This window comes from Pseudoalteromonas sp. LC2018020214, assembly GCF_016598755.1.
Classification (GTDB): Bacteria; Pseudomonadota; Gammaproteobacteria; order Enterobacterales; family Alteromonadaceae; genus Pseudoalteromonas; species Pseudoalteromonas distincta.
Map to the genome: position 1 here is coordinate 2609024 of NZ_CP066804.1, position 19036 is coordinate 2628059.

18 protein-coding genes are annotated in these 19036 nt (G+C 38.0%); 8 read left to right on the plus strand and 10 right to left on the minus strand.

From position 1 onward, the window contains the following. Nucleotide 1: 1 nt before the first annotated feature. From ileS to murJ, 3 genes are all read right to left on the minus strand, one after another. Nucleotides 2–2830, minus strand: coding sequence for an isoleucine--tRNA ligase (ileS, locus tag JG479_RS11605; protein WP_200219364.1), 2829 nt, complete (start codon nt 2828–2830; stop codon nt 2–4). A gap of 5 nt (nt 2831–2835) precedes the next feature. Next, a complete protein-coding gene (ribF, locus tag JG479_RS11610) occupies nt 2836–3786 on the minus strand; it encodes a bifunctional riboflavin kinase/FAD synthetase (protein WP_138489456.1) in 951 nt (316 codons plus the stop codon). An 84-nt stretch (nt 3787–3870) separates the two neighbouring features. Next, the gene (gene murJ / locus JG479_RS11615) at nt 3871–5409 is read right to left on the minus strand and encodes a murein biosynthesis integral membrane protein MurJ (RefSeq protein WP_442793175.1); all 1539 of its coding nucleotides are present in this window, start codon (nt 5407–5409) and stop codon (nt 3871–3873) included. 295 nt (nt 5410–5704) lie between these two features. Between murJ and rpsT the strand changes: the two genes are divergently transcribed. Next, entirely contained in the window at nt 5705–5965 is a 261-nt protein-coding gene (gene rpsT / locus JG479_RS11620) for a 30S ribosomal protein S20 (protein ID WP_002958225.1), read from the plus strand. Nucleotides 5966–6073: 108 nt separating this feature from the next. Here the strand turns inward: rpsT and JG479_RS11625 are convergent, their stop codons facing one another. Beyond that, on the minus strand, nt 6074–6457 hold the full coding sequence (locus JG479_RS11625) for a response regulator (RefSeq protein WP_002958224.1): 384 nt from the start codon (nt 6455–6457) through the stop codon (nt 6074–6076). Nucleotides 6458–6570: 113 nt separating this feature from the next. Here JG479_RS11625 and JG479_RS11630 point away from each other — a divergent pair, with 113 nt between their 5' ends. Both JG479_RS11630 and JG479_RS11635 read left to right on the plus strand, forming a co-directional pair. Continuing rightward, on the plus strand, nt 6571–7014 hold the full coding sequence (locus tag JG479_RS11630; protein ID WP_024603734.1) for a hypothetical protein: 444 nt from the start codon (nt 6571–6573) through the stop codon (nt 7012–7014). Between the two features lie 106 nt (nt 7015–7120). Further along, nucleotides 7121–7366, plus strand: a complete 246-nt coding sequence (locus JG479_RS11635; protein ID WP_002958222.1) for a hypothetical protein — start codon at nt 7121–7123, stop codon at nt 7364–7366. 194 nt (nt 7367–7560) lie between these two features. On the opposite strand, the gene JG479_RS11640 is transcribed toward JG479_RS11635, so the two are convergent. Then, complete coding sequence (locus JG479_RS11640) at nt 7561–7707, minus strand: hypothetical protein (protein WP_002958221.1); 147 nt, start codon at nt 7705–7707, stop codon at nt 7561–7563. 96 nt (nt 7708–7803) lie between these two features. Beyond that, nucleotides 7804–8724, minus strand: coding sequence for a 2-hydroxyacid dehydrogenase (locus tag JG479_RS11645; protein WP_200219365.1), 921 nt, complete (start codon nt 8722–8724; stop codon nt 7804–7806). A gap of 129 nt (nt 8725–8853) precedes the next feature. Here JG479_RS11645 and JG479_RS11650 point away from each other — a divergent pair, with 129 nt between their 5' ends. Beyond that, entirely contained in the window at nt 8854–10560 is a 1707-nt protein-coding gene (locus tag JG479_RS11650) for a GNAT family N-acyltransferase (protein WP_200219366.1), read from the plus strand. A 411-nt stretch (nt 10561–10971) separates the two neighbouring features. Then, on the plus strand, nt 10972–11625 hold the full coding sequence (locus JG479_RS11655) for an OmpW/AlkL family protein (RefSeq protein ID WP_039487096.1): 654 nt from the start codon (nt 10972–10974) through the stop codon (nt 11623–11625). A gap of 81 nt (nt 11626–11706) precedes the next feature. On the opposite strand, the gene JG479_RS11660 is transcribed toward JG479_RS11655, so the two are convergent. Further along, a complete protein-coding gene (locus JG479_RS11660) occupies nt 11707–12246 on the minus strand; it encodes a thioesterase family protein (RefSeq protein ID WP_200219367.1) in 540 nt (179 codons plus the stop codon). Nucleotides 12247–12352: 106 nt separating this feature from the next. On the opposite strand from JG479_RS11660, the gene JG479_RS11665 reads away from it, so the two are divergent. Then, the gene (locus JG479_RS11665; RefSeq protein ID WP_200219368.1) at nt 12353–12847 is read left to right on the plus strand and encodes a hypothetical protein; all 495 of its coding nucleotides are present in this window, start codon (nt 12353–12355) and stop codon (nt 12845–12847) included. Nucleotides 12848–12875: 28 nt separating this feature from the next. On the opposite strand, the gene tyrR is transcribed toward JG479_RS11665, so the two are convergent. From tyrR to bcsE, 3 genes are all read right to left on the minus strand, one after another. Next, nucleotides 12876–14432 carry a transcriptional regulator TyrR gene (gene tyrR / locus JG479_RS11670; protein WP_002958215.1) on the minus strand — a complete coding sequence of 519 codons (1557 nt, stop codon included), beginning with the start codon at nt 14430–14432 and terminating at the stop codon, nt 12876–12878. A 188-nt stretch (nt 14433–14620) separates the two neighbouring features. Further along, nucleotides 14621–16201: a cellulose biosynthesis protein BcsG gene (bcsG, locus tag JG479_RS11675; protein WP_200219369.1), complete on the minus strand. Its 1581-nt coding sequence runs from the start codon at nt 16199–16201 to the stop codon at nt 14621–14623. Nucleotides 16202–16370: 169 nt separating this feature from the next. Then, on the minus strand, nt 16371–17993 hold the full coding sequence (bcsE, locus tag JG479_RS11680) for a cellulose biosynthesis protein BcsE (protein WP_149603016.1): 1623 nt from the start codon (nt 17991–17993) through the stop codon (nt 16371–16373). A 114-nt stretch (nt 17994–18107) separates the two neighbouring features. Here bcsE and bcsR point away from each other — a divergent pair, with 114 nt between their 5' ends. Together bcsR and bcsQ are read left to right on the plus strand one after the other, a co-directional pair. Beyond that, entirely contained in the window at nt 18108–18287 is a 180-nt protein-coding gene (gene bcsR, locus JG479_RS11685; RefSeq protein ID WP_002958211.1) for a BcsR/BcsP family cellulose biosynthesis protein, read from the plus strand. Nucleotides 18288–18319: 32 nt separating this feature from the next. Further along, nucleotides 18320–19036, plus strand: coding sequence for a cellulose biosynthesis protein BcsQ (bcsQ, locus tag JG479_RS11690; RefSeq protein WP_149603017.1), 717 nt, complete (start codon nt 18320–18322; stop codon nt 19034–19036).

Sequence of the window (19036 nt, forward strand, 5' to 3'; positions counted from 1 at the left end):
CCTAAGCGAATTGACGCTTTTCACCTTCGCCGTCAACATTACTTACACAACGACCGCAAATTTCAGGATGAGCAGGCTCAACACCTACATCTTCGCTGTAATGCCAACAACGCTCACATTTAGCAGCATCTGTTGCAGCAACGCTAATGAACAAACCTTCAATTTCGGTAGCTTGTGTATCTGCAGGCTGGCTATCAACTTCAGTAACATTCACCGCTGATGTTAACAATACAAAACGCAGTTCATCACCAAGCGCGTTTAATTTAGCGGCAAGCTCTTTACCCGCAAATAAATTCACCGTTGCTTGAAGTGTTGCACCAATTACTTCTTCTTTACGTGCAGCTTCTAATAAGCGGTTTACTTCGTCACGTACAGTTAAAATCTCTAACCAATCATCGTTACTAAATTGGCTATTTGTTGGCGCTTGTAAGCCATCGTACCAAACTGATGTAAATACGTAGTCACTACGCTCACCCGGTAACGCTTCCCAAATTTCTTGTGCGGTAAAGCTCATAATAGGTGCCATCCAACGCGTCATTGCTTCTGCGATATGATAAAGCGCAGTTTGACAAGAACGACGTGCATGGCTATCACTCTTAGCTGTATATTGACGATCTTTAATAACATCTAAATAGAACGAGCCAAGCTCACCCGTACAGAAGTTCATTAGCTTTTGAGTTACTAATAGCATTTGGTAGCTGTCGTATGCGGCTAAAATCTCGTCTTGCAACTGAGCTGCGCGGCCAACAATCCACTTATCAAGCTCAACCATATCATCAACAGCTACTTGATCTGTTTCTGGGTTAAAACCATTTAGGTTAGCAAGCAAGTAACGGCTGGTGTTACGAATACGGCGGTAACGATCGGCTGAGCGTTTAAATATTTCATCCGACACAGTCATTTCTGCCGTGTAATCGGTAGAAGCCACCCACAAACGTAGAATGTCAGCACCTAGTTTATTCATCACATTTTGTGGTGAAATAACATTACCTAACGACTTAGACATTTTGCGGCCGTTTTCATCAACAGTAAAACCATGAGTCAATACTTGGCGGTATGGCGCATGACCATTAATAGCCACAGATGTCATCATTGATGACATAAACCAACCACGGTGCTGATCAGAACCTTCAAGGTATAAATCAGCTGGACCAACCAAGTCTTCACGTGCATCTACTACACAAGCGTGTGACACACCTGAGTCAAACCATACATCTAGCGTATCTTGTACTTTCATATATTGCTTGGCGTCTTCTTCACCAAGTAAAGTAGCTGGTTCTAAATCGTACCATGCTTGAATACCAGACTTTTCAACAAGTTCTGCTGCTTGTGAAATTAGCTCTTGTGTATTTGGGTGAAGTGCACCGGTGTCTTTATCAACGAACAATGCAATAGGAACGCCCCAAGTACGCTGGCGAGAAATACACCAATCTGGGCGGCTTTCAACCATGTTAGAAATACGACTTTCGCCCCACTCTGGTAACCACTGCGTGTTTTTAATCTCAGCAAGAGAATCTTGACGTAAGTTAGCCTGATCCATACTTACAAACCACTGTGGTGTAGCGCGGAAAATGATTGGTGTTTTATGGCGCCAACAATGCGGGTAACTATGCGTAAGCGCATGGTGATGCATAAGCGCGCCACGCTCTTTTAATACTTCAATTACGCTCGCATTTGCCTTAAATACGTGCTGACCTGCAAAAAGTTCGGTATCTGGTAAATAAACACCATTTGCACCAACAGGGTTAGCCACTTCAAGGTTGTAATTTAAACCAGCCACGAAATCTTCTTGACCATGGCCTGGGGCGGTATGTACAACACCAGTACCTGAATCAGTAGTTACGTGTTCTGCAACAATCACTGGTACATTAAAATCATAAAAAGGATGGGCTACTTGCAAGTTTTCAAGCGCTGCACCTTTTACATACCCTAGTACGTGAAAGTGATTAAAACCAAAACGGTCCATAGCATCTTTAACAAGCTCAGAACCTAAAATTAGACGTTGTTGTACGCCTTCATCTTCAACCTGTACTAACGCATACTCTAAATCGGCATGCACAGCCACAGCGCGGTTTGCAGGAAGCGTCCACGGTGTTGTTGTCCAAATAACAGTACCAACACTGCCTTCACCTTTATGACCATCAGCCAAATCAAATGCACTAACAACAGCATCTTGATCAACAAATGTAAAACGCACATCGATTGCTGGAGACTGCTTATCTTGGTATTCAACTTCTGCTTCTGCTAATGCAGAGCCACAGTCTGTACACCAATGCACAGGCTTGGCGCCTTTATGCAAGTGACCTTTTTCAATAATTCGACCAAGCACACGAATTGCATTCGCTTCAAAGTCAAAGTTCATTGTTAAATATGGCTTATCCCAATCTGCAAATACGCCTAAACGTTTAAAATCAACTTTTTGACCTTCAACTTGTTTTTTAGCGTATGCACGGCATTTTTCACGAAACTCACTCGCAGTAACTTTTACACCCGGCTTGCCTACTTTTTTCTCAACCATTAACTCGATTGGTAAACCATGACAATCCCAACCTGGAACTAATGGTGAATCAAAGTCAGATAATGTTTTAGACTTAACAATAATATCTTTTAATATTTTATTAACTGAGTGGCCTAAATGGATATCGCCATTTGCATACGGAGGGCCGTCATGCAAAATAAAGGTTTTTTTACCTTTCTTAGCGCTGCGAATTTGACCATAAAGGTCGTCCTCATACCATGCTTTAAGCATTTTTGGTTCACGTTGTGCCAAATTGCCACGCATTGGAAACGGTGTTTCCGGTAAGTTCAAAGTATGTTTATAGTCGCTCATTTATCCTACATTCCGTCTCTATCGGCTACCTGATTTAAACCAAAACACTGCTTAGCGGCAGCAACATCAGTTGCTATTTGCGCCGTTAATTGTGTTAATGTCTCGAATTTTTTCTCATCGCGAAGTTTTTCTATTAACTCCACATGCATAAATTGTCCGTAAATATCCTGTGCAAAATCAAAAAGGTGAACTTCTAATAATGCACGAGTTCCATTAAATGTCGGCTTATTACCTACATTTGCAACTCCAAAAATCTGTTTTCCTGCAATCGTTGCTTGCACTGCAAACACTCCGTTGACAGGACACACTTGGCGTTTTAGGGCAATATTTGCCGTTCTAAAACCGAGTTCACGTCCTCTTTTCCAGCCATGTATAACACGCCCAGAAATAGCATAATCGTGACCAAGCATTATTTTAGCACTCGCTAAGTCACCGGATGCTAAAGCATCTCGTATTAAAGTGCTGCTTACTCTAGCATTTAATTGACGAAAGCTCGCGGTGCTTTTTACATCCATGCCCGCTTGCTTACCCATGCTAGCAAGTAAGTGAAAGTTACCTTGGCGTTGCTTTCCAAACTTAAAATCATCACCAACAGTAAGTGCTTTAACACCTAACTTTTTAATCAAAATCTCATTAACGAATTGCTCAGCATGCATGTTTGCAAATTGCTGATTAAAGCTAATGCAAATAACTCGCTCAATACCTAAATCACTCAATAAACGTAACTTATCTCGTAAGCGCGTTAACCGTGCAGGGGCATTGTTTTTAGCAAAAAACTCTTGTGGCTGGGGTTCAAACAGCATTACAGTGCTAGGCAAACGATGCGCTTTAGCATCGCTAAGTAAACCTTTTAATACTTCTGCGTGGCCTAAATGAACGCCGTCAAAATTACCAATAGTTAACACACAACCAAAATGGTGTGGGCGAATATTGTGTATACCTCTAATTAACTCCATGCCACCTAATGCCTTGTTTAGCGAGCTATTAATTACGGCTAAAAAATGATTAAAGCCGCAGAGTTGCCGATTATAATCTTTTTTTTAGTTTGATTCAGTAATTGCTACACTTTTTATCGTATTTAGTCTAACGCCCATCACAAATAGCATTGCAAAGTAGCTAATACCTGCCAAAGCCACTAGCGCTACTAATAATATTACTTGCTGTGTAAAGGCCCATGTAGCCCAATAATAGTAACTGCTCACAAACCATGTGACAGCTCCCATAACAATACTTGCAACAACACATTTAAGTGTAAAACGCATACTCATTGATGAGAACTGGTATACATTTTCTTTTTTAAGCTGTCTGTATAATAAAAATGCATTGCAGCTAGCCGATAACGAAGTAGCAAGTGCCAACCCTAAATAACCAATGAAAGGAGCCAGCATAATGTTAAACACCATATTAAGTACTAAGGTAATAATACCAATACGCACCGGTGTTTTTGTATCTTGACGAGCATAAAAGCCAGGAGCGAGTACTTTTATTAGCATAAAGCTTACAAGACCGACCGAATATGCGACTACGCCTAAGCTTACAGCTTTGACATGATCAATACTGTCTTCTTTAAATGCACCGTGGTCGAACAACACGGTAATAATAAGTGGACTGATGATCATTAAACCTACCATTGCTGGTAGGCCTAAAAATATAACAAAACGAACTCCCCAATCGAGAGTATGCTGAAAGTCGCTACTTTTTTTACTGCTATGTAGTTTAGAAAGCGCCGGTAGAATAACTGTCGCAATACCAATACCAAATAATCCCAGCGGAAATTCAATTAAGCGGTCTGAGTAATAAAGCCACGCAATTGAACCCGTCATCAGTAATGACGCAATCATGGTATCGAGCAACAGATTAATTTGACTAATAGAGACACCAAACAAAGCCGGTAGCATAAGTTTTCGTACTTTTTTTACGTTTTCGTCTTGCCATGCCCAGCGCGGACACGCCAACATTTTAGCGCGATACAAGAACGGTAGTTGAAATAGTAACTGCACTACACCACCGACAAATACACCTATGGCAAGTGAATAAGCACCTACCGAAAATTTATCATGTAAAAAAATTGCACACGTAATAATAGAAACATTAAGCAAAACTGGTGTAAATGCAGCAACAGCGAAACGGTTATACACATTCATTACCGCACCACTAAGTGCAACTAAGCTTACAAAAAATAAATAAGGGAATGTAAGTTTAAGTAGTGAACTTGCAAGTTCAAATTTTTCGGCATTAGGTCCGCCTTGCCACCAATCTATAAACCAACCGGTACCAAATAATGCTGCAATAACAGGAGAAGCAACAACACCTATAATAGTGACAATTAGTAAAATGGTTCCTAACGTGCCTGCTGCTTGTGCAACAAAAAGTCTGACCTTGTCGTCTCCTTGCTGTTCTTTAATTTCACTTAGCACAGGTACGAATGCTTGTGCGAAGGCACCTTCTGCAAATAAACGGCGTAAAAAATTAGGAATACGGTTAGCAAATAAAAAAACATCAGCCGCTGCACTTGCGCCTAATAAATTGGCAACGACAGCATCTCGAACGAGCCCTAAAATACGCGATATCATAGTCATACAACTAACAATCATACCAGAGCGAAATAAACCTTTTGACACCTTAAACCTACTCAAAAATCCTCAAGATAGGCGATTATGCCACAGTCTTTTTTATAAATCGCTTTAAAGCACTAGGCTGGGGGTCTGTGCTTTGTTACAATGTCTATATTAACTGCTAAAGCGGCAAATTGATGCTCGTTATATGGTGCAGTTTTTCTTGGATTGTTAAATTTAAATTGACATCCATGATAGAAACAGGCATATTCCACGGCCTTTAATTTAAGCTTTATTTTAAGATTGTTAGGAGCAAACCTTGGCTAACATCAAGTCTGCAAAAAAACGCGCTATCACAAGCGAAAAAAACCGTCAGCACAACGCAAGCCGTCGTTCAATGATGCGCACTTACTTCAAAAAAGTAATTGTTGCTATTGAAGCGGGCGATAAAGAAGCTGCACAGCAAGCTTTTTCTGTTGCTACACCTATCCTAGACCGTTACGCAACTAAGGGTCTAATTCACAAAAACAAAGCAGCTCGTCATAAGAGCCGTATAGCAGCTAAGATTAAAGCTCTATAATTTGTTTTTGATAGAATATAAAAAACCGGCTTTTGCCGGTTTTTTTTTATCTAAGATTTAATCTCATACTTTAATAACAGTCGACATAAATATTTAAACAGATTGGTGTCATACATTTTCCAAGTCTGGATAAAACTTCTTAAGCATTGCCGCTATTTTTTTAGGTGTAAACGGCTTCACTACAAATCCTTTAGCGCCTTTATCAATTGCATCCTTAACATTTTCAATACCTGAATGTGCAGATACCATTACTACATTTGTCTCAGGGCTTAATTCATTGATTTGTGCAATCAAATCTTTGCCATCGCCGTCCGGCAATTCAATGTCTAAAAAAATGATATTATAATTTGCAGCCTGGCACTCACTAATACATTGTGAGGCAGTAGATGCTTCCTTTACGTTATCTATCCCTAAGTGCATGAGCGTTTGGCTCAAAAAACTACGCACTGTGCTAACGTCATCTACAATTAAAATTGATAGCTGCGTATTCATCTTTATTCCTCGTAGGCTATAAGCTAACTTTAAGTTATCATAATAATTAGCTTAGTATATAAATTTGCTCATTTAATTATAGAGACCTACGGAAAAAAGGCCAGATTTGCTTTATGTCTAAAACCCCAAATAAACAGTCGTTGCTAGGTAAAGCACCAACAAGAAAAAAAACAGCGCAAAAAAGAAAGCCGCAACGCCCTACTCAGCGCTCTATACCCGCAGAGGAAAAAACAAATATAAACAATGGCACTAGCCAAAAAACAAAGTCAAAAAAGGGGCTATTTATATCTCTGGCCATTGTTATTGTAATAATTTTAGCTTTTCCAAAACCAACCTTGCTCACCTATAAAAAATTAGGGATGGTAAGTGAGAGTGTATACTGGCCTGGACTTTTAGGTTACGGAGCTACTTTAATTGATTCCAACTTGCACCCCAACTATGATTCTAGCCGTGAATCCCTTTATTTATGCAGTGATTTACAAAAACCACAGAGCTGTCAAAAGTATCAAGTAATTGCTGACAATGGTTTGTTTTCGGCAATTGGCAGTTACTTTTAGCATTAAAAAAACTAATCTGAAAATTTAAAATTACTTGGTTGAAAGGTGTGCAAAAGATCAACATAATGGCGCTCCTTTTTTCAACAACTGAACTATTGAAACGACCATGCTAAACGAGCTAGATTGGCTTTTAAATACTACACTACTTGCACTAGGTTTAGGTGCATTCTTTATTAACCAGATAACACTGCTGCGCGTTGCCGCCATTAGTGCATGTGGTTTATTGTTCTTATCATTTAGCCTAGATCTTATGTCGTCGAGCGTTATTTCAAATATGAGTTTAGTGTTGATCAACACGTTTTACTTGTTTAAAGTTTATACATTCGGGCAATTTAATGTAACCCAAAGTTAACAACTTTTCCTTAGAATATTTAATAGCCCAGCATTGCTGGGCTTTTTTATTGCGAATTTTTAAAATATTAGAAACACGTTGCATCAGGACAATATTAAACGCCACTAAAGCACCACCACAATAATGGTGCTGAGCATGTACTGTTGAGAAAAACGAGAAGAAAGACGAAAACCGAAAATACCTAATAAGCTAGGTTAATCTGCTATTGTTAATTCACTTTGGGTTTGTGTTTTAGATGGACTATCTTCAGCGTTAGCCTGATTAAACCAAGCTGAAACACCTAGCACGATAATTGAAATAACAACGAGGCTTAATTTAGCCCCACTTTGACTGGATTTCATAACACCCTCTTTATATTTTTATTAGTGAGAATATCTTTTACACTAATGAAAATTACAAATGTTAACAAGCTGTTTTTTAAACTAATTAGCTATCAGCTAATAACCTTTTGTTCTATCCACTGAATTATTGAGTCCTAAGCCCTTATTCAAACGTTCAATATTATCGGCTATTTGGTCTATAACGCTATTTAAATCAGATAGCGCTGCACAATGTGGTGTAAGTGTTATTTTGGGGTTTCCCCAGTAAGGGTGGTTCTGCGTTAAAGGTTCTTGGTCAAAAACATCCAAGGTAGCAGCGCGTAAGCTATCGTTATTTAATGCATTTAATAAATCTTGCTCAACCACATGAGCACCACGTGCCACATTAATAACAACAGCATGTGAAGGTAGCTTAGCGAGCATTGAGTGATTAATAATACCCTTCGTTGCCTGCGTAAGAGGTAATAAGCACACGAGATAATCAATCTTACAAAGCATATCGCTAAGTCCTTCATCGCCATAATAAACCTCGACACTAGTCGTGCTTTTATTACTTTGCGCCCAGGCACTTACTTTAAAACCATTAGTTACAAGTTTTTGCGCACATGCTTTACCTAATTCGCCAAATCCAAGTATACCAACATGTTTATTACTAAAAGCTCGTTTTGGCTTCCATGTTTGCTGTGTTTGTTTAGTGTAATACTCTTTTAAGCGTAATTTTTGAGCTAAGACATGTGTAAGTACATATTCCGCCATATCTTCAGCTAGTTGCATGTCAACAATACGTACTACTTCGACATGTTCAGGTAATAATGTTAAATCGATACTGTCTACGCCTGCACCAAATGACGACACAGCTTTTAAGTTAGGCAGCTGCGGCCACAGAGACTCAGGAGCATTCCACGCAAGTACAAAATCCACATTATTTGCGTTTTTGCAATCAGGCCATTGCTCTATCAATGTATTTGGTAATCGCTCTTGTAACTTCGTTATTAGCTTTTCGTTATTGCGCCCCGTTATAGCCACCAATACCGACATAAATTCTCCTAGCAATTCACAGTTTATAATTTAGTACTTTAAAAAGTCACACTACTGCAAAGTAACTGTCATACCCTTTTTTTAATCTTACATGTATAGCGAATAGACCAAACGGAATATGAGGTTAATATGATAAGTGTTGATAAAGTAATTGCAGCAAACTTACCACAACTAGAGAACTCTCCAAAAGTAAAAGGTTTAGTAAAAAAGGGCTTAGGTTACTTATTGCATGAACAAGAGTTTATCACCTTTGGTAATACCTACCCTCACCTACAAGGATTAGAATTTGTTGAGCAAGTACTTGATGAACTCAATTTTGATACGCGCTATAAACCTAAGCAGATAGAACATATTCCTAACGAGGGTAAACTTGTTATTGTTGCTAACCACCCTATTGGTTCACTAGATGCTTTAGCACTTATCAAAGTACTCTCTACAGTAAGGCAAGATTTAAAAGTAGTCGCAAACCGCATGTTAATGTCGGTCAGCGCAATGCATTCTCTTTTACTCCCTGTTGATAACTTATCTGGTATGAGTAAAAAGCAAGAGCTTAGTAATATACAAAACCATTTAAAAGGTGGAGGTGCCTTACTTATATTTCCTGCAGGGGAAGTGTCGCGCCTAGGACCAACCGGTATTAAGGATTGCAAATGGAATAGCGGTTTTTTACGTATGGCAAAAAAAGCCAACTGCCCCATTTTACCTATTTTTATTAAAGCCAAAAATAGTCCACTTTTTTACGGCACATCAATGATTTACAAGCCTCTGGCAAGTTTATTATTAGTGACAGAAATGTTTAAGCAGCGCAAAAAATCTTTAGAGTTTGAGATTGGTGCTTCTATCCCTCCTGAGTCCTACTTAATAGAAAACCTTAAAGATAAAGAAATTGTAAACCTCATACGTAAACAGCTTTATAGGCTTACAACTAAAAAAACACTGCCGCTAAAAACACAAACACCTATTGCTGTGCCCGAGTGTAGAAAAGACCTAAAAAAAGCAATTGAGCAATGTCAGCTTCTGGGTAAAACACACGATGGCATGCACATTCATCTATATCAATATGTAGGTAGTTCACCTATTTTTAGAGAGCTGGGACGCCTCAGAGAAATAGCATTTAGAGCAGTAGGTGAAGGAAGCGGTAAGCGTCGTGATATAGATAAATATGATATGGATTACCAACACCTTGTACTGTGGGACCCTATGCAACTAGAGCTAGTAGGTGCTTATCGATTAGCCTGCGCACAACAGATAATACAAAAACATGGACGTGAAGGTTTATATACCGATAGTTTATTTTCTTACACCGACGCTATGACGCCCTATCTACACCAAGGAATTGAGCTTGGTCGAAGTTTTGTACAACCTAAGTATTGGGGACGTAAGAGTCTTGACTATTTATGGTACGGTATTGGTGCTTTTATAAAAAACTACCCACAGTATAGGTATTTATTTGGGGCCGTAAGCGTGTCCAACGCTCTACCTGAGCAAGCCAAAGCCATGCTCGTTTATTACTATCAACATTACTATAAAAGCAGCATAGAACTAGCTACACCTAATAATGAGCTTAAATTAACTGAGCAACAGCTAACTCAATGCAATATTCTTTTTAATGGAAACGATGTTAGAGAAGATTTTGTAGAGTTAAAGCATGTGTTGGCTAATATGGGCGCTCAAGTCCCTACTTTATTTAAACAATATACTGAGCTTTGCAACCCTGGCGGTGTACAATTTTTAAGCTTTAGCATTGATCCCGATTTTAATAATTGTATTGATGGATTGGTATTAGTCGATCTTAAAAGTGTTAAAGAAAACAAAGCTAAACGTTATTTGGAATAACTATTGATAAGTAAAGTCAGTGCACCGAGTATTTTATGCCTTATAAAGTACTCGGTTTATATTTCATTATACAAACCGACTCAATCGCGTTTAAGTCTTCCAATACTTTTTAAGTGTCGGTTGTTTAAATTATTTTTTGAACCCTGCTAAAAACATATTTTCTTGTTTATTAAGACCCTTGTTTAAACACGTGATTATGGCAAGGCAGTGCCTGCCTTAATATATTCATGTGACTGTTAATTAAATAAATATGTCAATCTTTACAAAAGTATAACGACACTAAAATTAATCTAAATCAATAAAATATTTTATAAGCTTCAAATGCTTTTTAAACTTTGATCTAGAACAGGTTTTCATATTTATTGCTCGGTAATAATAGCGCCAATCAAACAGTAGTTCTTGGAGAACAACATGAAAACTCAAATTAGCATCGCATTATTAACCTCTTTATTAGCACTCTCTCCAGCTGCACACGCTAACTTTAGCGTAAATGTTGGCGCTATTAACGTAAACCCTGATAACAGTAGCTCAGCGATTAATGAAGCACCTACGCTAGGCCTCAAAGGTGATTCAGATACTCAACTGGGTATCACCGTAGATTATGCATTTAACGATCAATGGGTGTTAGAGCTGATAGCAGCAACACCGTTTTCACACGATGTAAATGGCGCAGGCGGCTTAGCAGGCAACAAAATTGCAGATATAAAACAACTTCCACCATCATTGGTTGCACAATACCACTTTTTAGATACAAGCTATGCGCTAAGACCTTTTATAGGCGTAGGCATAAACTACACTGCATTTTTTGATGAGCAACCCTCTCAAGCACTTAAAGCAACACTAGGAACAGATGATGTAGAAGTAAAATTAGATGATTCGTTTGGCTTTATGGCTCAGGTAGGCGCTAACTATAAAATTGATAAAAACTGGGGGTTACACGCTATGGTATCAATTATGGATATTGATACCGATGCCACTGTTTATGCTAATGGTGCAAAAGCGCTTACATCAACTGTTGAGCTTGACCCTGTTGTGGCTATGTTTGGTGTTAGGTACAGCTTTTAAAGCATATATAAAGTAGTACATAGTTACCCAATTACAATGTGTGTTAAAAGGCCGAAAGGCCTTTTTTTTCATTTGTAGAGATTAGGGCTGGTTACTTAACTTTTTCTGCTCTAACATTTCTTTCCAGTGCATTACTTCACTTGGCAATATAGGTGTTTGCCCATCAAAACCAGCAACTTCAAGCATTTCTTCAATGCTTATAATACCCTTTTTACTTTTAAATACACCGCGTACATAAGCAATAGCATGTAAGCCTCGCTCTGAGTGAAACTTTTGCTCAATATAAAAGTATTTATGATCCCAGCCAACTAACTTAGTACTTATTGTATATCGCTGCATAGGTTTTATATCGCGGATATAAGTAATAGCAGTTGCGTTAACAATCGGAAACCAACGACGCTTCATTATTTGTTTTAGTAAGCCAACACGCTCCGTCATCCACGTGCGAGATAAATCCATCATCGCAAGATAGCGTGAGTTCGTTAAATGTAGATTAATATCACAATCAGTCGGCAAAGCTTTGTAATCAATATCTACTGTATCAAGTAGATTTTGATATTGCTTATTGCGTTTGATTTTGATTTTGAAAAATAATAATAAAAGTCGAATATATAAGTTCACAAAAAAGGTCTTACCAGTTAAATTTAATCGAGTGTAGCATAGCCCCTTGCGAAGACGAATATTCTACTTTAATCTTAAATCATTATTATAATAAAAAAGATAACTAATGAAATCAAAACTAAAAATCATCGCTGCACTGGCCCTATTAGTCCCTAGCTACAATGCTTTTGCCGATTTTTCGTTACCAGGTAAAGGCTCAGTAACTTACCCTACCGGTGTAGTTAAAGAATTTAAATTTGGTTTTGAATGGCAGCAAAAAGCTGAGAAATTCACTATTGGATCTAAAAGTTACAATATGGAGCAAATTCCTAGCTCTTATTCTGTCGCCATCACGCTTTCAAAAGATGACAGCCAAGTATGGGTTCAAGAATTTAATAATGGGTTTATTGAGGAGTTTGAATGGCAAATTGGCGAACATACTGTCACTCTAAAAAAGCAGCAGTTTAGCGATCCGGTAAAAGGTGACTATGTTATTGAGCTAAATGGCCGTAGCTATTTTTTCACTCGTAATAACGCCAGTATCGTAATGAACTTTAACGAAGAAGGTATTGAGACGATTGCAATTGATGGGGTAACAAAAAATATGGGCACTAAAGATTAGTCCCCATATTTTAATTTCTTTATGTCAATTACACTTTTACTGTTTTTCGATTAATCCCGTAATCACGTAATTTATTAGCTACAGCGGTGTGACTTAGGCCCAATCGCTTAGCTAACTGACGTGAGCTTGGGTAAGCGGGGTAGAGTTTGCGAAGTAAAGTCGCTTCAAAACGTTTAACAGCTTGATCTAGTGAGCCTTCAAAATCAGACTCTAAATACCCTAAATCATGGGTAAAAGTTGGTAACTGTAAATGCTCTACGCGAAGCTCGCTATCATCTAGTAACGACACTGCACGGTAAATTGCATTTTCCAGCTGACGTACATTTCCAGGCCAGGGATACTCTTGTAAAAAGCTTAAACATTCTTGTGATAAAACAGGAATTGCATGACCATTTTGTTGTGCGTATTTTTGAATAAAATGCTCTGCAAGTGGCCCTACATCTGCTTTTCTATCTCTTAGTGGCGCTATTTCTAAAGTAAGCACGTTTATACGGTAATATAAGTCTTCTCTAAAAACCCCTTCTTGTACCATTGCAGGTAAGTCTTTTTGAGTAGCGGCAACAATACGTACATTTACTTTAACTTCGTTCTCATCGCCTACTTTTCTAAACGTACCATCTTGTAAAAAACGCAGTAACTTAGTTTGTAGTTGAGTCGACATTTCGCCAACTTCATCTAAAAATACAGTTCCACCATCAGCTTGCTCTAATACACCACGCTTTGGCGCTGCGTTTTCTTCGTACCCGGCATAGCCAAATAATTCAGACTCAGCAACATCGTCAGGAAGTGAAGCACACGACAGCGCAATAAAAGGCTTAACAGAGCGATTAGATGCGTAATGGCACGCTCTAGCTAATAACTCTTTACCTGTGCCAGTTTCACCAGTAATCAAAATAGGGGCTTCTAGTTGCGCCATTTTGCGTGCTTCGCGCACAACTCGGCGCATTGCTGTACTAAAGTTATGAATAGTAGCAAAGCTTTCTTGCCCGTAGCGTCTAAATGCACTGACCTGCTGCCCTAAGCGGCTTTGCGATTTAATGTTAATAACCGCCCCCGCAAGCACATCACCTTCACTACCTTGAGGGACTGCAATTGGTAAAATGTCTGCAATAAAATCCTCACCCGCCACTTCAACGCGTGTGGTTTGCCCGAGCACTTCTTTACCTTCTAGCCAACGTGTAAAGTTAAACCCTTTAAGTAAGTTATTAATATTTGCACCAATAACTTCTTTTTCAATTAACTGTAGGTCCTTACATGCTGCATCGTTGCATAAGCGTACCCAACCTTTAGCATCAATAGAGATAACGCCATCAGGCAATGCACGTAGCAAAGTATTTAATTCGTTGTGTTCACGCTCAGATGGTAAAAACGCAGTGGTACGCACGTCATGTACGCCGTCGATTAAACGTATCGATGGCATAATCTTTTGAAATTGTTCAAATTCTATTTCGGGAAAACTAACGTACATACGACAATTTACAGAATCAACTTCAATTCCTTTTAGATCAACGCTGTAGTTAACTAATATATTAAGGATTTCTTGAGCAATACCAATTCGATCAGCACAGTGAATATCTAGACGCATACATCCTCAAAGAAGGAAAAACTATATTAGCTGAATAATACGCTAAGTCGCTTTGAGAAGGTAGCTTATTGTAAACATTTTTGGACGAAACAGACTGCGAAAGCGATAAGTTGAAATGTAATTAAATGAAGAAAAGTAGCACTGATATTTAACTATACCAGTGCTATTTGTTAAATCTTATTATGTGACTACTTACCTTGTGGGTAAGCAGACCAATCACCACCATCTAATTGTATAAATGGTCTTTGGTTAACATACATCATTATTGTGCCTTCGTTTTCAGCAACCTTAGGTGCTGTAGGTAGGTTTTCAAGCAAATTAGCAACACTATTATTCCCACCAAATACATCAGTTTGCAGCGCCTTACTTACCAGCTCTGAAAGCGCAAAGTAACTTGTTGAATCATCAACCACAATTTGCGAGTAGTTTTGTACGTCTGGGCCTATAAATTTAATTGCTACAGGTACCGACACAATTGCTGGGCTTGGGATTTCACGTAAACCTGCAAACTGTACTTTGTCACCTTTTAAATTAGCGCCGTGTTCAGGCACTATCATTAACATAACGTTGCGACCGCGTTTTTCTAATTTTTTTACAAATTGGTTAATATCAGCAAACAAGTTTTTATGTCTGATTGGGTATGTCTCTTTACTATTAACCCTTGGTTGATTCTCTAGCTGATTACCATCATGTAAACTTGTGGTGTTGTAGTACATCGCACACGGCTTACAATCATCAGCTTGCTCTAACCAACCATCCAGCACAGCTTCATCTGAGTAAATAGGACTATTATCAAAACCTCGTAGCGCCACTGGCATTGAATCGATATTAAATGGTGTACTATCTAGGCCACCGTACTTATTTATTAAGCCTTTAAACTCATCAAAATGTCCGTCGTGATTCATCACAACATTGTTTTGATAACCTAGTTTCTCTAGGTTTTTAAACAAGTGACATTGTTCAGGTGCCTCTTTAAATAATGCTGTTTGACTCGTTTGCCCACAACTAGCGCGCAGCAGTCTTACCGCAGCGGGTCCACTGTATGACGTAGCCGAGTTAAAGTCTGAAAACACCACATCAAAGTCTTTATACATATCAGTAACACTTACACCAATAGCATTTAAATCAGCAACAGCCATTGAGCATATGTTCAAAATAATTACATCAAACAGCTCACCATTCACTTGGTTTGGAAAGTGGCTCATTAGTAAGCTTTGTTGTTGGTAAAAATCAGCTAATTTTTGATCAGGAGATTGCGCTGCCTGAGTGATCACTTGCGTTTGAGGATTACTCTGATTTTGAGTAACCGGTTCAGGGTTAGCCACATTATTAACGAATTGTGATTGAGAGTTATCTCCTTGCCATCCTACAACTAACAGCCCAACAATAGTCACAGTGGTAAAGCGTATCCATTGCGATGTATACCAAAAACACACACTAATTACGAACAAAGCCAACAACATATCAACGCTAATAACTCGGGTTAATAGCTCGATAAAGTAACCAAAACTAAAATCTTGAACGTTACCTGCTTGTTTAGTCAACCTGTTTATTGGTGGCAACCATGAGTCTTGGTAAAGTAATACCACAGCAAACACAGCACCTACTATATGTTTTGCCTTCTCTATTAATGGCTGTTTAAATTTAATCGCAAGCAATGCAGCAAAAGCGGCATTAGTTAGTACGTTAAAATCAATTGCACCGTAATAAAACAGAGCAAACTTAACTAAAAAATAAAGGTTCCAAACCCCTAAACCTGATAATTTCACTGCTTATCCTTTTTTACTGTATTTGGTGTATAAGGCTCTAGTACTTCATGTTTAAAAGTAAGCTTATAATAATATTTTGTTATTTGAGATAAAATATATTTGCCTAGCATACAAAGCACCGCGCCAAGCACCATTGCAAGAAACATGGTAATTAAAAGCTGATTCATACTCATAAGTTATCTCTTAGTTTCATTATAAAAGGCTTAGCATCTGGGCGGCTTTTACTAGAAAATTCTGGGGTGTTAATATTTTCAGTAACGCTGTTTGCTATATCAGGTGCAAATTTATAGCTATCATTCTCAGCAAGTTTTTGCGAGAAATCTACAACACTCTTACCTTTATAAAATCGCCTTAACTGTTTACATTCTTGTTGAATGTAAAAGTGGTCAGAAATTATATTTTGCTGTACAAAAAAATCACTCGTTTTTAATTTAAACAAGTGCTTAATTGCATTATCAACGTCATTTTCTCTACAAGCATGCAAATATAAATAAACTGTATTATCTGCAATGCTAAATACATCACCTTCGCGCTTAATATGAAATAAATGCAAAGGATGAATAGGGTCAATTCTTGGTAGTAGCTCAAGTTTCACTAGCACACCACTAACACCTAAATTAACGGCTGAGTCACTATGAATTTCTACTTGTTTCGTAAACTCGATGAAAGGTAAATATCCTTTCGAAAAGGTATTTTCAGTGTATTTTAAAACATCCTCAACTGAGGAAGGTAAAGGCCTTGAAAACTTAAAACCTTGAATAGATTGCACTTGTGAAAGCAAACGCGAAGGCTCTGAAAAGCTATACAAAATTAGATTTACACCCAAGGTTAAAAATAAGCACTCGTCTTGATGGCGAATAACACCATCAACATTTTGAATAACAAGCTTTAACCATCGTCCGCAGTTTTTTCTAAGTTCAAAACACTGCTTACCCAATAGCGCCAAATCGGTGTAACGCGTAACTGCAAAAATTAAGGTGGCTGCTTCTACTTTTGGGCCTTTATTAAATAAATCATTATTATCTTTTACGCTTTTATAATGCATCGGTAACTTAGTACCTTCGGGCACAGCACTTTGCACAAGCCAAACATCGTCTTCATCGGCAAAGTCTGAGTGTTTAAGTGCTTTACTTTCGCTTACTGCTTCAGTTTGAACAACAAACTGATTACCACTTAATAATAATTGGTAATGTTCACCAGCAATAACCCCCATGCTGTGACGCCAATAATCATATTCAAGTACTCGAACCGCAGAGTCGTTATCAACAAATACCAGCCCATCAAATACATTGTTTAATCGTCTAAATAAAAAGCGATAATTTGCAATATCAGGTCCCGAAATTAAAAATAATAATGTAGCTCCCGTACTACGAACAAAATCGTTGTACTGCCTCATCATCAGCTCTAAGCTTTTCTCGTCAGTACTGCTTAACTGTGCTGTATTAAAATGAACAAAAATAAGCGCTTTGTTTAGGCGTTTATAAGCACTTATTTCTTTTATAATACCTGAATTAATTTTCTCTATAGAATGATTCTGTGTTTCTGAGGCCAACGAAAAAGGGTGTACTCTATTATGCTTATAAGCATAATTTAACGATGCAGAAAAAGAAGAATCAAAAAATGATTCAACCTCTTGGGAAACTATATATATATCATTAACCAAGCTTTGGTTAATTGAATGTAACGCCAATTCGATTACAAAATTGTCTAAAGGGGCTAAAACAGCATAACTTGAAGCCGATTTTAACTCTTTTGCAGCAGGCTCTAATCCCGTTATGTTAAAGTTATGCACTTAAAACGCCCTATAAAAAATACTTTTTTACTAGTTTTAACCGTTATTCTATATATAATAGCCAAATATTGTCCACTTTTAATCAAAATAATTAAAGTAACTGTAAAGGTAAGAATGAATAACTTGACGCCTAAAAACTCACAAACGTTAACATCAAGTGACATAGAAAACCTTGCTCTACGTTTTGGTGGAAAGAGTGATGACTACATAGAAATTGTAAACAAGCAGCAAAATAATAATACAATTAATAAGTACGCATTACTTAAAGAAATAAACAACGAACTAAACACATAAGTTAGTTCAATTAAAGATAGGTAAAACATCCGTTGCAAAGAGTTTTCGTTAAAGGTATCAAAGGCGGTTTAGGCACTACCTCTGTGGTTGCAAATTTAGCGTGCGTGCTAAAAAAGTCTGACGTTGACGTTATTGCAATCGATCTAGATGCAAAAAGTGACCTAGGTTTACATTTTGGCTTGCCATGGAAATATACCAAAGGCTGGAGTAATGAAGCGAGCTTTGAAGATGCACTTGTGCATTTTCATCAAGATGACGATGGCATTATATTTTTACCATATGGTGACAGCACTGATACTAGCATCGATAACATCACTAAAATGGTAAATAGATGCAAAAACCTAAATTATAGCCAAGAAGCGTGGGTAATTTTTGACTGCCCTGCACATATTAACCTTCTCCACTACCCGTTAGAGAAAAACGATATTGTAATTGAACTGGTTAATTGCGACGCTATTTGTCACAGCTTAATTTATAGACGCCTACAAACACTCAAAAATTCAGATACTGATTGGAAGCATTATTTTTTAGTTAACCGCTATAACTCTGCATCTACGCTAGAATTTGACTTGTTTTCTCTTTGGCAATCTACGCTCCCCCTTATGGCTCCGTTTTTTATCAACAGTGACGAAGTTATTAAAGAGTCAACCGCATACAGAAATGTAGCGCTTAATTGCGCGCCATATAGTGTCGCAAACGATGACTTTGAAACACTAGCTGGTTGGCTAGTTAGTAAAGCGACCTTATAA